This window comes from Pelagibacterium halotolerans, assembly GCF_044811015.1.
GTDB lineage: Bacteria > Pseudomonadota > Alphaproteobacteria > Rhizobiales > Devosiaceae > Pelagibacterium > Pelagibacterium halotolerans_A.
This window is the reverse complement of the sequence record NZ_CP085243.1, coordinates 1,977,280-1,990,863: the sequence shown is the minus strand read 5'-3', so window position 1 is coordinate 1,990,863 and position 13,584 is coordinate 1,977,280. Positions and strand designations below refer to the sequence as shown.

The 13,584-nt window shown below is 64.4% G+C and carries 12 protein-coding genes; 10 read left to right on the top strand and 2 right to left on the bottom strand.

Annotation, left to right across the window (positions count from 1 at the left end):
- Positions 1-61 precede the first annotated feature (61 nt).
- Together LG281_RS09745 and LG281_RS09740 are read left to right on the top strand one after the other, a co-directional pair.
- A complete protein-coding gene (locus tag LG281_RS09745; RefSeq protein WP_404400134.1) occupies positions 62-1,081 on the top strand; it encodes a LacI family DNA-binding transcriptional regulator in 1,020 nt (339 codons plus the stop codon).
- A gap of 93 nt (positions 1,082-1,174) precedes the next feature.
- Positions 1,175-2,164, top strand: coding sequence for a cobalamin biosynthesis protein (locus LG281_RS09740; RefSeq protein ID WP_404400132.1), 990 nt, complete (start codon positions 1,175-1,177; stop codon positions 2,162-2,164).
- 36 nt (positions 2,165-2,200) lie between these two features.
- Here LG281_RS09740 and LG281_RS09735 read toward each other — a convergent pair whose 3' ends face one another.
- Positions 2,201-2,971, bottom strand: a complete 771-nt coding sequence (locus tag LG281_RS09735; RefSeq protein ID WP_404400130.1) for a cobalt-precorrin-6A reductase — start codon at positions 2,969-2,971, stop codon at positions 2,201-2,203.
- 50 nt (positions 2,972-3,021) lie between these two features.
- Here LG281_RS09735 and cobA point away from each other — a divergent pair, with 50 nt between their 5' ends.
- The 4 genes from cobA to cbiB are packed head-to-tail and all read left to right on the top strand — an operon-like array spanning position 3,022 to position 7,589.
- A complete protein-coding gene (gene cobA, locus LG281_RS09730; protein WP_404400128.1) occupies positions 3,022-3,870 on the top strand; it encodes a uroporphyrinogen-III C-methyltransferase in 849 nt (282 codons plus the stop codon).
- Positions 3,863-5,158, top strand: a complete 1,296-nt coding sequence (locus LG281_RS09725; RefSeq protein ID WP_404400126.1) for a cobyrinate a,c-diamide synthase — start codon at positions 3,863-3,865, stop codon at positions 5,156-5,158. Before cobA ends, LG281_RS09725 begins: the two co-directional genes overlap by 8 nt.
- On the top strand, positions 5,155-6,624 hold the full coding sequence (locus LG281_RS09720; protein ID WP_404400123.1) for a cobyric acid synthase: 1,470 nt from the start codon (positions 5,155-5,157) through the stop codon (positions 6,622-6,624). Before LG281_RS09725 ends, LG281_RS09720 begins: the two co-directional genes overlap by 4 nt.
- Positions 6,621-7,589 (top strand): adenosylcobinamide-phosphate synthase CbiB, encoded by a 969-nt coding sequence (cbiB, locus tag LG281_RS09715; protein ID WP_404400121.1) that lies wholly within the window; start codon positions 6,621-6,623, stop codon positions 7,587-7,589. The genes LG281_RS09720 and cbiB overlap by 4 nt, the downstream gene beginning before the upstream one ends.
- 260 nt (positions 7,590-7,849) lie before the next feature.
- On the opposite strand, the gene cobU is transcribed toward cbiB, so the two are convergent.
- On the bottom strand, positions 7,850-8,389 hold the full coding sequence (gene cobU, locus LG281_RS09710) for a bifunctional adenosylcobinamide kinase/adenosylcobinamide-phosphate guanylyltransferase (RefSeq protein WP_404400119.1): 540 nt from the start codon (positions 8,387-8,389) through the stop codon (positions 7,850-7,852).
- Between the two features lie 166 nt (positions 8,390-8,555).
- Between cobU and LG281_RS09705 the strand changes: the two genes are divergently transcribed.
- The 4 genes from LG281_RS09705 (at position 8,556) to edd (ending at position 13,560) form a co-directional block, all read left to right on the top strand.
- A complete protein-coding gene (locus tag LG281_RS09705; protein WP_404400117.1) occupies positions 8,556-9,431 on the top strand; it encodes a BadF/BadG/BcrA/BcrD ATPase family protein in 876 nt (291 codons plus the stop codon).
- A gap of 28 nt (positions 9,432-9,459) precedes the next feature.
- Positions 9,460-10,941, top strand: a complete 1,482-nt coding sequence (zwf, locus tag LG281_RS09700) for a glucose-6-phosphate dehydrogenase (protein ID WP_404400114.1) — start codon at positions 9,460-9,462, stop codon at positions 10,939-10,941.
- 31 nt (positions 10,942-10,972) lie between these two features.
- On the top strand, positions 10,973-11,671 hold the full coding sequence (gene pgl / locus LG281_RS09695; RefSeq protein ID WP_404400112.1) for a 6-phosphogluconolactonase: 699 nt from the start codon (positions 10,973-10,975) through the stop codon (positions 11,669-11,671).
- 74 nt (positions 11,672-11,745) lie between these two features.
- On the top strand, positions 11,746-13,560 hold the full coding sequence (gene edd, locus LG281_RS09690; RefSeq protein ID WP_404400110.1) for a phosphogluconate dehydratase: 1,815 nt from the start codon (positions 11,746-11,748) through the stop codon (positions 13,558-13,560).
- Positions 13,561-13,584 lie beyond the last annotated feature (24 nt).

Sequence of the window (13,584 nt, the reverse complement as noted above, 5' to 3'; positions counted from 1 at the left end):
GTTTTCCTCCGCTTTATCCTAAATTGCATGTTTACTGACCGGTTTGGGAGCGAGGATCAGGGTGAAAAGGGCTTCGATCGGCGACGTCGCGCGGCAGGCCGGCGTTTCGACGGCGACGGTTTCACGCGCCATCAATTCCCCCGAATCGGTAACCGAAAAAACGCGGCGCAAGGTCGAGGCCGCGATCGAGGCGTTGCATTACGTCCAGAGCGAGACGGCCAAGAACTTCAAAAAGCAGCGCTCCAATTCGGTGCTCGTGGTCGCCCACGATATTGGCAACATCTATTATTCGGAGCTCTTTCGCGGCATCCAGCGCCGCGCCGAGGCGTCGAATTATTCGATCACGATCACGAACCCCACCCCGGGCGGCACCCATGACGTTATTTTCGCGCATCTGCGCACCGCCAAGGTCGATGGCGTCATTATCCTGTCGGGGTACGAGATCGCCGAAAGCGATCTCGATCTTCTGACCAAGATCTATTCAGGCACGCCACCCATCGTGGGGCTTTCCGAAGAACGCGGCTACCTCAAGATTCCCAATGTGCTGATCGACAATGAGCGCGCCGGCTATCTCGCCGGACGTCACCTGATCGAGATGGGGCACAGAAAGATCGCCCATGCCTATGGGCCGCATCGTACCCCCGTGCGCCGCGCCCGCGCCAACGGGCTCAAGCGCGCGCTGACCGAAGCGGGCATCCCGCTACGCAAGGAATATTTCTTCGAGGGCGGGTTCTCCTCGATCGGTGGACGCGCGGCGGCGCAAAGCTGGCTTTCGCTCAAGGACAGACCCACCGCGATCTTCGTCGGTAATGACGAAGCGGCGATGGGGTTCATCTCGCAGCTTTCGAAATACGGGCTGCATGTGCCCGACGCGGCATCGGTTATCGGTTTCGACGATATCATTCTCGCGGAAACCTATGTGCCTGCCCTCACCACGATCCATCAACCCAAGGAAGAGATGGGCCGTCAGGCGATGAGCCTGCTGCTCGATATTATCGAGAGGCGCAATATCGATTCCCATCCGGTGGTGGAATTGCCGGTGCACCTCGTGCCGCGCGATAGCGTCAAGCGGGTTGGCTAGGACGTAGCCGGAAAACCGCACGATTGTCGCCCCGCGCCCTTCGTGCTAAGCGGGCAAACCTGTGTGCCTCACTCAAGTTAGAACGTTTGCCGCGTGAAGACCCCGCTCGTTTTTTCCATAGGTCCCAAGGGCGACCGGATTGCCCGCCATATCGCCCAATTGCTCGGCTCGCCTGTGCATCTGTGCGGGACGGGGCGTGACGATGCTGCCCCGCTGGTGAAGAAGGCCTATGCCGAGCGGGCGCCGATTGTCGGGGTCTGCGCGGCGGGCATCCTGATCCGGCTTCTGGGGACCGATCTGGGAGACAAGGTCTCCGAGCCGCCCGTGCTCGCGGTTTCCGCCGACGGCAAGATCGCCGTGCCGCTTCTGGGCAGTCACCGGGGCGCCAATGCGCTGGCGCGCTGGGTCGCTGAGGGGTTCAGGGGGACGGCAGCGGTGACCTCGTTTTCCGATACGCTTTACGATTTCTCGCTCGACGATCCGCCGCCGGGTTATGCCGTGGGCAATCCCGAAGCGGTGCGTCCGCTGATGGCGGCGCTTTTGAAGGGCGAAAAGCTCAATGTCGAAGGGCCGTCGGGTTGGCTTTCGCTGGCGGGGTACCCTGTCGATCCGGAAGGGAGCCTTTTGCTGCGGGTGACCGAACGGGCGGCGGCGGGGCCGGGGCTGCTGGTGCATCCCAAGACGCTGGTCGTTGGACTCGGGTGCACGTCGCGCGCCGAAAGCGCCGAGGTGATCGAGCTCATCGAACAGGTGCTGGGCTCCGAGGGATTGTCGCCCCACGCGCTTGCGGCGTTCGCAACCATCGAGAGCCATGGCGATGCCGAAGCGCTCAGGGCCGCCGCGCTGCATTTCGATGTGCCGTTGCGGGTTTTTACCAAACGCGAGATTGGGCGCGAGAAGGCACGGCTGCATTCGCCTTCCGACGCGGTGGAAGAGGCGATTGGCGTGCCGGGTGTGTGTGAGGCGGTGGCGCTCAAGGCCGGGGCGCTGCTGGTCCCCAAGCGGAAGTCCGAGCACGTGACCTGTGCCGTGGGGCGGGCGGATATGCCGGTCGATCCGAGACAGTTCGGCAAGGGTGTTTGAGAGCCCGATTTAAAAGTCGGCCGGTTCGCGCTGCGCTTACACTACGCGTGAGGGCGAGACGGTGGAAACCCAATCGAACGCCGCTTCGACCGTCGCTACAGTCTCCGCGTCCGGAAGCACTGGGCGGGCGATCATAACGACTGCAACGCCCAATTCCCGCGCCGCGTCGAGCTTGGCCGCCATGTGCGGGCCGCCGGAATTCTTTGTGACGAGATGGGTGATCGCGTGGGCTTTGAGCACAGCGCGTTCGTTCGCGAGCGTGAAGGGGCCGCGTTCTGCGATAATGGTCCAGCCGGACGGGACGGCTTCGGGTGGCTCGATAACTCGGGCGACGATGGTGCCGTCCCGGACGTCATGGAAGGCGGCAAGGTCCTGCCTGCCGATGGTGAGGAAGGCGCGGGCGCCCTCGGGAAGAGAAGCCGCTGCGGCGGCCATATCGGGCACGGCGATCCAATCGGCACCCTCAGGCGCCGTCCATGCGGGGCGCTCGAGACGCAGGAGGGGGATGCGCGCTGCCTGCGCGGCGGCAACGGCGTTGGCCGAGATGCGGGCGGCGAAGGGATGGGTGGCGTCGATCATGTGGGTGATGGCGGCATCCCGCATATAGCGCGCGAGGCCGTCCGCGCCGCCGAAACCCCCGGAGCGGATCTTGCCCTTGGGCAGCGCCGGCGACGAGGTGCGCCCGGCGAGCGAGGTTGTGACATCCTCGCCGCGCGCCGTGAGCGCATTCGCGAGCGCGCGTGCCTCGGCGGTGCCGCCGAGGATGAGGATGCGCTTTGTCTTCGCCGGATCGTTGCTCTGAGTCATGGCTGGGTTCTATATGAGCCCGAGAAGAGATTCCATCCAAGGAGACGCGCGTGCTGGGCTGGTTCAAACGCCGTGCGACACATAAGGGGCATTTCGCGCGGCTCGATGCGGCGGGGTTTCCCGAATTCGCGTCCGGCTCGGTCTGGCTCGTCGGCGCGGGGCCCGGCGCGCCGGGGCTGATTTCGCTCTTGGGCTATTATGCGCTCGGGGAGGCGGATGTGATCGTCTATGACGCGCTCGTGGGCAAGGGCCTGCTTGAGATGGCGAACCCGAAGGCCGAGACGATCTATGCAGGCAAACGCGGGGGGAAGCCTTCGGCGAAACAGGCGGACATTTCCCTGACGCTTATCGAAAAGGCCAGGGCGGGGCGCAAGGTGCTGCGGCTTAAGGGCGGCGACCCCATGATGTTCGGGCGCGGCGGGGAGGAAAGCGAGACACTCGCCAAGGCCGGGGTTCCGTTCCGGATCGTGCCGGGGATCACTGCCGGAGTGGGCGGGCTCGCCTATGCGGGGATTCCTGTGACGCACCGGGACACCAATCAGGCGGTGATTTTCTTGACCGGCCACGACAACACAGGAGGCGTGCCCCAGGCGGTGGATTGGGGCGCGGTCGCGACGGCGGCGCCGGTGATCGTGATGTATATGGCACTCAAGCATCTGGGCTCGATCGCGGACAAGTTGATTGCTGCGGGGCGGGCGGCGGACGACCGGGTGGCGGTCGTTTCGAACGCGGCGACGGCGGAGCAGACGGTGACCGAGACGACGCTGGGGGAGGCCGGAGCGCTGGTGGCGTCGCGGGACATTTCCACGCCAGCAGTGGTCGTGCTCGGGCCGGTCTCGCGGTATCGCGCGGCGCTCGATTGGTACACCGGTGGGCTGCGGGAGAACGCTCTTGGCTAAAGGGCTGGTCATCGCCGCGCCGCGCTCGGGCTCGGGCAAGACGGCAGTGACACTCGGGCTTGCGCGGATGCTCACGCGGCGGGGGCTCAAGGTGGCGCCAGCGAAGGCGGGGCCGGATTATATCGATCCGGCGTTTCTGGCACGCGCGGCGGGTTCGCCCGCGGTCAATCTCGACGTCTGGGCGATGGGTGGGGACCGGGCGCGGGACCTGGCGGCCCGGCATGGGGAGGACCATGACCTCGTCCTGATCGAGGGCGTGATGGGGCTGTTCGACGGCGCGGTGAGTGGGGGAGGATCGACGGCGGATCTTGCCGCGGCGCTGGATCTGCCGGTGGTGCTGGTGGTCGATTGCCAGAGCCAGGCGCAATCAGTGGCGGCGCTCTTGCACGGGTTTGCGACGTGGCGCACGGATGTGGAGGTTGCCGGAGCGATCCTCAACCGCGTGGCCTCCGAGAAGCACGAGGCCATGCTACGCGGGGCGTTGCGGGAGACCGGTATTGCCTGCCTGGGGGCCATACCCAAACGGGGCGATCTCGAACTGCCGGCGCGGCATCTGGGGCTGGTGCTGCCGGGCGATGTCGATGGTGTGGACGGCTTTGTGGCGCGCGCCGGGGCAGTGATGGAGACGCATATCAATGCCGATCTGCTACTGGCCATCGTGCGCGAGGTGGCGCCCGCTCCGCCGCTGTCCGATCTGCCACCCCTGGGGCAGCATATCGCGGTCGCGCGCGATGCGGCGTTTGCCTTTGTTTATCCGCATATGCTGAGTGGCTGGCACGCGGCGGGCGCGCAGCTCTCGTTCTTTTCGCCGCTTGAGGACGAGGCGCCGGCGGGGGATGCCGATGCGGTGTTTTTGCCCGGCGGGTATCCCGAACTGCACGGCGCGGCGTTGGCGGAAGCGGAGGGGTTTCGGGCCGGGCTCGCGGCGGCGCGGGATCGCGGGGCGCTGATTTACGGCGAGTGCGGTGGGTTCATGGTGCTTGGGGATATGCTGGTCGACAGGGAGGGCGTGACGCACAGGATGGCTGGGCTTTTGCCGGTGACGTCGCGGATCGACAAGCCCCGGCGGGTGCTCGGGTATCGGGTTTTGACACATGACTCGCCACTGCCCTGGCCTGCGCGGCTCACCGGGCATGAGTTCCACTATTCGAGCGCCGCGCCCGCCAATTTGCCACCGCTGTTCGAGGCGACGGATGCGGCGGGTGAGTCGCTGGGAGCGATGGGCGCGCGGGATGGGCGCGTTATGGGGTCCTACGCGCATGTGATTTCGGGGGCGGCTGCCTCATGACCGCCCGCGCGCTGATGGTGATGGGGACCGGATCCGATGTCGGCAAGTCGCTGATCGTTGCGGGGCTGTGCCGGGCGCTCGCCAATCGCGGGTTTCGTGTTGCGCCGTTCAAGCCGCAGAACATGTCGAATAACGCTGCCGTCACCGCCGATGGCGGGGAGATCGGGCGGGCGCAGGCGCTGCAGGCGCGCGCGGCGCGAAAGGCCCCGGTGACGGCGATGAACCCGGTGCTCCTGAAGCCCGAACGGGAGACGGGATCGCAAATCGTGGTGCGGGGGCGGCGTGTCGCGTCGATGAGCGCGCGGGAGTATTTCGCGTTTCGCGAACACTTGATGCCGGATGTGCTCGCGGCGTTTTCCGAATTGGCGGCGGAGAACGACTTCGTGCTTGTGGAGGGCGCGGGGAGCGCGTCGGAGATCAATCTGCGCGAGAACGACCTCGCCAATTTCGGCTTTGCGCGAGCGGCGGGCGTGCCCGTGGTGCTGGTGGGGGATATCCACCGGGGCGGGGTGATTGCGTCGGTCGTGGGGACATTTGCGGTGGTTGATCCCGAGGATAGGGCGCTGCTCGCGGCGACGCTTATCAATAAGTTTCATGGCGATCCATCGCTCTTTGATGATGGCAGGCGGCTGATTGCCGAGAAGACCGGCGTGCCGTGCCTGGGGCCCGTGCCCCATTTCTCCGATGCGGGACGGCTGCCCGCTGAGGACGTGCTGGCGCTCGATGCGCCGCAGCAGGCGGGGGGCGAGACGGTGATCGCGGTGCTCCGGCTGGGGCGGATCGCCAATTTCGACGATCTCGACCCGCTACGGGCGGAGCCAGGGGTGCGGGTGGTGTTGGTGACGCCAGGAGAGGCGATCCCGCGGGCGGCGAAGCTCGTCGTCATTCCCGGCTCTAAGGCGACGCGGGCTGATCTGGACTTCGTACGGGCCCACGGGTGGGATGTCGATATCGCTGCGCATATCCGGGCCGGTGGGCACGTGCTGGGAATATGCGGCGGGTATCAAATGCTCGGGCGCACCGTGGCCGATCCAGCGGGGATCGAGGGCGCGCGGGGCGAAAGTGCGGGGCTCGGGCATCTCGATGTCGAGACCGTTATCGACCCCCACAAGCAATTACGGGTCGAGGCTGCGCGCGATGCCGTGTCCGGGCTGCCGCTTTCGGGCTATCATATGCATATGGGTGTGACGCGCGGCGACGATACGCAAAGACCGTTCGGGTTCGTGGCGGGCGTACCGGAAGGCGCGCGCAGTGCCGACGGGCGCGTCATGGGCACATATCTGCACGGACTTTTCGCCGCTGACGATTTTCGGCGCGATTTCCTCGCCCGGCTCGGGATCGCGGCGGATCCGCTGCTCGATTATGACGCGGGGGTGGATACGACGCTCGATGCGCTCGCGGACCATCTCGAAGCCCATCTCGATCTCGATGCGCTTTTCGCGCTCGCACGGCCGGTGGCGTCATGAGTGTATGGGCTGCCGTCCTCGCACTGATCATCGAACGGGTCTGGGGGTATCCGGATCGGGTCTACCGGATTTTGAGCCATCCCGTGGTCTGGATGGGCTGGGTGATCGGCAAGGGCGACGAGACGTTCAACAAGCCCGATGAGACATCGTTCGAAACCGGACGGCTCGTCGGCGCGGTGTGCCTCGGGGCGTTTCTGGCGCTGGTGCTGGTCGTGACCCAGCCCGTGGCACGACTTTTCTCGGCGTTGCCGGGTGGGTGGGTGTTCGAGGCGGCTGTTGCGTCTTCGTTTCTGGCGCAGAAGAGTCTTGGGGAAGCCGTTGCGCGGGTCGCGGCGGCATTGCGGGAGGGGCCAATCGAAGCTGCGCGTGAGGCGGTTTCCCATATCGTGGGGCGCGATACGGCTGGGCTCGATGAGGCCGAAATTTCCCGCGCGGCGATTGAAACGCTTGCTGAAAACGCATCGGACGGGGTGGTGGCGCCCCTCTTTTATCTCGTGCTGTTCGGACTGCCAGGGATTGCCGTCTATAAGGCGATCAATACCGCCGATTCCATGATCGGGCACACATCCGACCGTTACCGCGCCTTCGGCTGGGCGGCGGCGAAGCTGGACGATGTCGCCAACTTTATTCCGGCGCGCCTGACAGCCCTGCTGATTGCGCTCGCCGCGCGCTGGATTCCGGGTGCCGTCCCGGGCGGAGCGCTGCGGACGGCACGGCGGGATTCGATCAGGCACGCATCGCCCAATGCGGGCTGGCCGGAGGCTGCGCTGGCGGGCGCGCTGGGGTTTGGGTTGGGTGGTCCGCGGGCCTATAAGGGTGAGGTGCTCGATCTGCCGGCGATGGGGGACGGCCGCCGGGAATTGGATGCAGACGATATCGATAGGGCGCTCACGCTCTACCGGCGGCTACTTGATGTGCTGCTGGGAGCGACAGTGGCGTGTGCGGTGGTGGTTTGGGTGGTTTGAGGCCGGATTTTCCAACTAAAGTATTTTTCGACCTGACTGAATCATTGGGCCTCCTCCTCCCCCGTCGTCATCCGGCTCCCCGCATGCGCGGGGACAAGTTGTCCGGGTGATCCAGAGCAGCCCCTGCGCCCAGCGCAAACGGATGCAGAGTCGCCCGCGCGCTGGACAGCGCGCTGCTGGATCACCCGAATAAATCGGGTGATGACGGGTAGGGGGGTAAGGATGGGATGTGCAGCGATCCAATATGAGCGGATTGCCCTCTAATTCGCATCCTTCCACGGTGCATCGCCCTTCACCACCACTGGAATCCCCGCAACCACCAAATAAACGTGGTGGCAGATTTCCGCGAGGCGTTGGTGGGCGGAGCCGGTGAGGTCGCGGAAGGTGCGGGCCAATGCGTTGTCGGGGACGATGCCGAGACCGACTTCGTTCGAAACGATAATCACCCTGGTGTCTTCAATCGTATCGAGTGTATCAACGAGGGTTTCCACCTCCTCGGCGACGTCACGCTCCATGCTCAAAAGATTGGTGATCCAGAGCGTCAGGCAATCGACCAGAATCACGTCATGTTCCTGGGCGGCGGCGAAGATGGCTTCAGCGATCTCCATGGGCTCTTCAATGGTGTCGAACCGCCCCTCACGCATGCGCTGATGTGCGGCTACACGTTCGGCCATTTCATCGTCGAGGGTCTCCGCGGTGGCCAGATAGGCCGGTTTCTTGGCCGCACGCGTGGCAATTTCCTCGGCCAGTGCGGTTTTGCCCGAACGGGCGCCCCCTAGAATCAGGATGTGGTCATTCACGCAAAAACCCTCCGCAGCGGTCACCAACCGGATGATATATTTAGGATCTGAACCTTATCATGCCATATTCGCCCCGCCCATCGGGCCGCGTCATCGCCAATTTCCGATTTGACCGTCTACGACTTTTGTCTTAGGCCCTGTGCTCGAAAGAACGGAGCGTCCGACTTTGACCAAATACTATCTCGGCGTTGACGGCGGCGGCACCAATTGCCGCGTACGGCTGACCGATCTCGATTTCAAGACTCTCGCTGAAGCCCGCAACGGGCGCTCCAATCTGCAACTCGAGGGCGGCGACCCCGCTTACGAGTCGATCATGGCCGGTACCCGGGAGGCCTTCGAAAAGGCCGGACTCGATTTTGCCGAGACCGCTCAGACCGTGGCTTGCTTCGGGATGGCCGGCGGCCGGCTGCCGACCGCGCGCGATGCCTTCGAGGCCCGCGACTGGCCGTTCGCCAAGGTCCGGGTCTATGATGACATCGATATCGCCCGCGCTGGCGCTCACGAGGGTGAAGATGGTGCTGTGATCATCGTGGGGACCGGTTCGGCCGGTCTCGCGCTGGTCGAAGGCAACCGTTACCAAGTCGGCGGCTGGGGGTTCCATGTCGGCGACCAGATGTCCGGCGCGATTTTGGGCCGGGAACTCGTGCGCTATGCGGTCGAGGCGACGGACGGGCTGGTCGAAGGTTCGCCCCTCACTGAAAAGGTGATCGATACGCTCGGTCCGACGCTCGACGCGGTCATGGCCTGGAGCTTCGACAAGCGCCAGCCCGCCGATTACGGGGCATTGATGCCGATGCTCATGGATTATTTCGAAAAGGGCGACCCGGTCGCCGAGAAGATGATCGAGATCGAGCTTGGCTATATCGATCGTTATGTGGCTTACTTCAAAGCGTGTGGTGCAAAAAAACTTGCTGTCGTGGGCGGTTTCGGTGAGGCGCTGATGCCTCTGCTGAGCATCCGCTACGGCGACTATGTCAGCCTGCCCCGCGCCGAACCCCTACACGGTGCCGTCATTCTGGCTCGCCAGAACTTCGGCGCTTAAGTTTCGTTTACGCACACGGAGGGCTTGCGTGTCGTCCCGTATCATCCCAGTTCAGCCTTTTGACTATGTCGTTTTCGGCGCCACCGGGGATCTGACCCGGCGCAAGCTGATCCCGGCCCTGTTCCATCGCTTTTACGACGGCCAGTTCGACGAGCGTTCGCGCATCATTGGCGTGTCGCGCACGGCGCTTTCGGATGCCGATTTCCAGAAAACCGCGCGCGAGGCCGTCGTCGAGTTCGTCGAGAAGGAATACCAGGACAAGAAGGTCGTCGACCGCTTCATTTCCTGTTTCTCCTATATCGCCAACGACGTGACCGACAAGAACGGCTGGGCCGAGCTTGAAGCCAGCCTCCGGTCCGAACCCGAGGTCGTACGTGCCTTTTACCTGGCGGTCGCCCCGTCGCTTTTCGGGCCGATCTGCGACTATCTCGACCAGAAGGGGTACTGGCGCCGCGACGCCCGCGTGGTGCTCGAAAAGCCGCTGGGGCACGATCTCGAATCCTCGATGGAGATCAACGATTCGATCTCGGAGGTCTTCGCGGAGGATCAGGTTTACCGCATCGACCATTATCTGGGGAAGGAAACCGTCCAGAACCTTCTGGCGCTCCGGTTCGGCAACATCCTGTTCGAGCCCATCTGGGACGCCGCTCATATCGATCACGTGCAAATCACCGTGGCCGAGGAAGTGGGCGCAGGCGCGCGCGGCTATTACGACGAATCCGGTGCGTTGCGCGATATGGTGCAGAACCATCTGATGCAGCTTTTGTGCCTCGTCGCCATGGAACCGCCGGCATCGGACGACGCCAATGCGCTGCGCGACGAAAAGCTCAAGGTGCTCCGGTCGCTAAAGCCGATCACAGGCGATGCGGTGGCGAAAATGACCGTGCGCGGCCAGTATCGCGGCGGCGCGGTCGACGGCAACTCGGTGCCTGGGTACCAGGAGGAATTGCCCGACGACAAGAAGGGTTCGAAAACCGAGACCTTCGTGGCTATCAAAGCCGAAGTCGAGAACTGGCGCTGGGCTGGCGTGCCGTTCTACCTGCGCACCGGCAAGCGGCTTTCGACGCGGGTTTCCGAGATCGTCATCCAGTTCCGCCAGATTCCGCATTCGATCTTCGACCATGCGGAGGGTGCTCCTCGGCCAAACAAGCTTATCATCCGGCTTCAGCCTGACGAAGGGGTCAAGATGCTGATGATGATCAAGGATCCCGGCCCCGGCGGTATGCGCCTGCGCGAAGTGCCGCTGAACCTCTCGTTCGCCGAGACGTTCCACGAGAGGACGCCCGAGGCCTATGAGCGGCTGCTGCTCGACGTCATCCGCGGCAACCAGACGCTTTTTATGCGCCGGGACGAGCTCGAGGCGGCCTGGCGCTGGATCGACCCGATCCGGGAAGCCTGGGATGATGCAACGGACGCGCCGCAGTCCTATACCGCGGGCACCTGGGGCCCGACCGGCTCGGTGGCACTCATCGAACGCGATGGGCGCACCTGGCATGAAGGCGTGGAGTAACCCCCAGGCAAAACCAAGTGAGGAGCGGACAATGAGCATCGAACGCCACGTCTTTGCGACGAAGGAGAAACTCGCCGAGGCGCTCGCCGACGCCATTGCCGAGAACCTCAATGCCGGGATCGACGCCCATGGCAAGGCAACACTGGCGGTGTCGGGCGGATCGACCCCCAAGCGGTTCTTCGAGGCGCTTTCGCGCCGCGAGGATGTCGACTGGGAGAACGTGGTCGTGACCCTGGTCGACGAGCGCTGGGTGGACGAAACCTCGGACCGTTCCAACGCGCGGCTGGTGAAGGAATACCTGCTTCAGGGGCCGGCGAAGGCCGCAACCTTCGTTCCGCTTTATTCGGGCGGAGCAGAGCCCGATGCGGCGGGCATCGAGAGAACCAATGCCGCGCTGGCGGAATTGCCGGCGCCCTTCGATGCGATCATCCTCGGCATGGGTTCCGACGGGCACACGGCGTCGTTCTTTCCCGGCGGAGACACGCTTTCCGATGCGCTGACCGGTGAGGGGCCGGCCATCGCCATCCGCGCACCCGGAGCCGGCGAGGCGCGGGTGACCTTTACCCTGCCCCGGCTTCTGGCAACGCGCGCGCTCTATCTCCATATTGAGGGGGATGAGAAAGCGCAGGTCTTCGACAAGGCGCTCGAAACCGGCCCGGTCGAGGATATGCCGGTGCGCGCCGTGCTCTCGCAGTCGGTCGTCCCCGTTTCTCTTTTCTGGTGTCCTTAGGGCCCGTCAAACCCCTATCTACAATCGATGACAGGCCCTGGGGCCCGGATATCGCTCACCAAGGAGGCCCGAACATGAGTGTGAAATCGGCGATCAAGGATGTGACGGACCGCATCGCGGCCCGCTCCGAGCTTTCACGCCGCGACTATCTTGACCGGCTCGACAAGGCGCGCAAGCAGGGCGTCTACCGCTCGACGCTTTCCTGCGGCAACCTCGCGCATGGGTTCGCCGCCTGCGGGCCGACGGACAAGGCCGCGCTGTCGGGCGAAACGGCGCTCAATCTCGGGATCATCACAGCCTATAACGACATGCTCTCGGCTCATCAGCCCTATGAGACCTATCCGGGGATCATCAAGGCCGCCGCACGCGAGATCGGCGCCGTGGCGCAGGTGGCCGGCGGCGTTCCGGCCATGTGCGACGGGGTGACCCAGGGCCAGACGGGGATGGACCTGTCGCTCTTTTCCCGCGACGTGATCGCGATGGCCGCGGCGGTGGGGCTTTCGCACAACATGTTCGATGCGGCGGTGTTTTTGGGGATTTGCGACAAGATCGTTCCGGGGCTCGTCATCGCGTCGTTGACCTTCGGGCACCTGCCGGCTGTGTTCATCCCCGCCGGGCCGATGACGACGGGGCTCCCGAACGACGAAAAAGCGCATGTGCGCCAGCTTTATATGGAGGGCAAAGTCGGCCGCGACGCGCTCCTGGAGGCCGAAAGCAAGTCCTATCATGGGCCAGGAACCTGCACGTTCTACGGGACGGCCAATTCCAACCAGATGCTCATGGAGATCATGGGTCTGCACCTGCCCGGCGCGAGCTTTGTCAATCCCGGCACGCCTTTGCGCGATGCGCTGACCAAGGCCGCGACCAAGCGCGCGCTGTCGATCACCGCGCAGGGCAATGAATACACGCCCGCCGGTCACGTCATCGACGAAAAGGCGATCGTCAATGGGCTGGTGGGGCTGCTCGCGACTGGCGGATCGACCAATCACACCATGCACCTCGTCGCCATGGCGAACGCCGCCGGGCTGAGGATCACCTGGGAGGATATGTCGGCGCTCTCGGACCACGTTCCGCTTCTGGCGCGGGTCTATCCCAACGGGCTTGCGGACGTAAACCATTTCCACGCCGCCGGCGGCATGGGCTTTTTGATCCGCGAACTGCTCGATGCGGGATATCTGCACGACGACGTGACCACCGTCTGGGGCAAGGGGCTCGAGGCCTATACCAAAGAACCGCGCTTTATTGGCGAGGAGCTGACCTTCGAGCCCGCGCCCGCCGAAAGCGGCAACCCCAAGGTTCTGACCACGGCGTCCGAACCGTTCTCCAAGACCGGCGGGCTGCAATTGCTTTCGGGCAATCTGGGCAAATCGGTAATCAAGGTTTCCGCCGTCAAGCCCGAGAACCGGGTCGTCGAAGCGCCGGCGAAGGTATTTCACACCCAGCAGGGCTTGCAGGACGCGTTCAAGGCCGGGGAGCTGACCGAGGATTTCATCGCGGTCATCCGCTTCCAGGGCCCCAAGGCCGTCGGTATGCCCGAGTTGCATAAACTCACGCCGACGCTGGGGATTTTACAGGATCGCGGGATCAAGGTTGCGCTGGTCACTGACGGGCGTATGTCGGGGGCCTCGGGCAAGGTGCCCGCGGCGATCCATATGACCCCCGAAGCCGCAGATGGCGGGCCGATCGCGAAAATCCGCGACGGTGACATGTTGCGGCTCGATGCCAATGAAGGCACGCTCACCTATCTGGGCGACGAGCACACCTTCCTTGCGCGCACGCCGGCGACGGAAAATCTCGAGCACGAGCATTACGGCATGGGCCGCGAGCTTTTCGCCGGGTTCCGGCAGCTCGTAGGGGCAGCCGATCGCGGCGCGAGCGTGTTCGCGTAAGCCGATTTTGGATGGAAAAAGGGT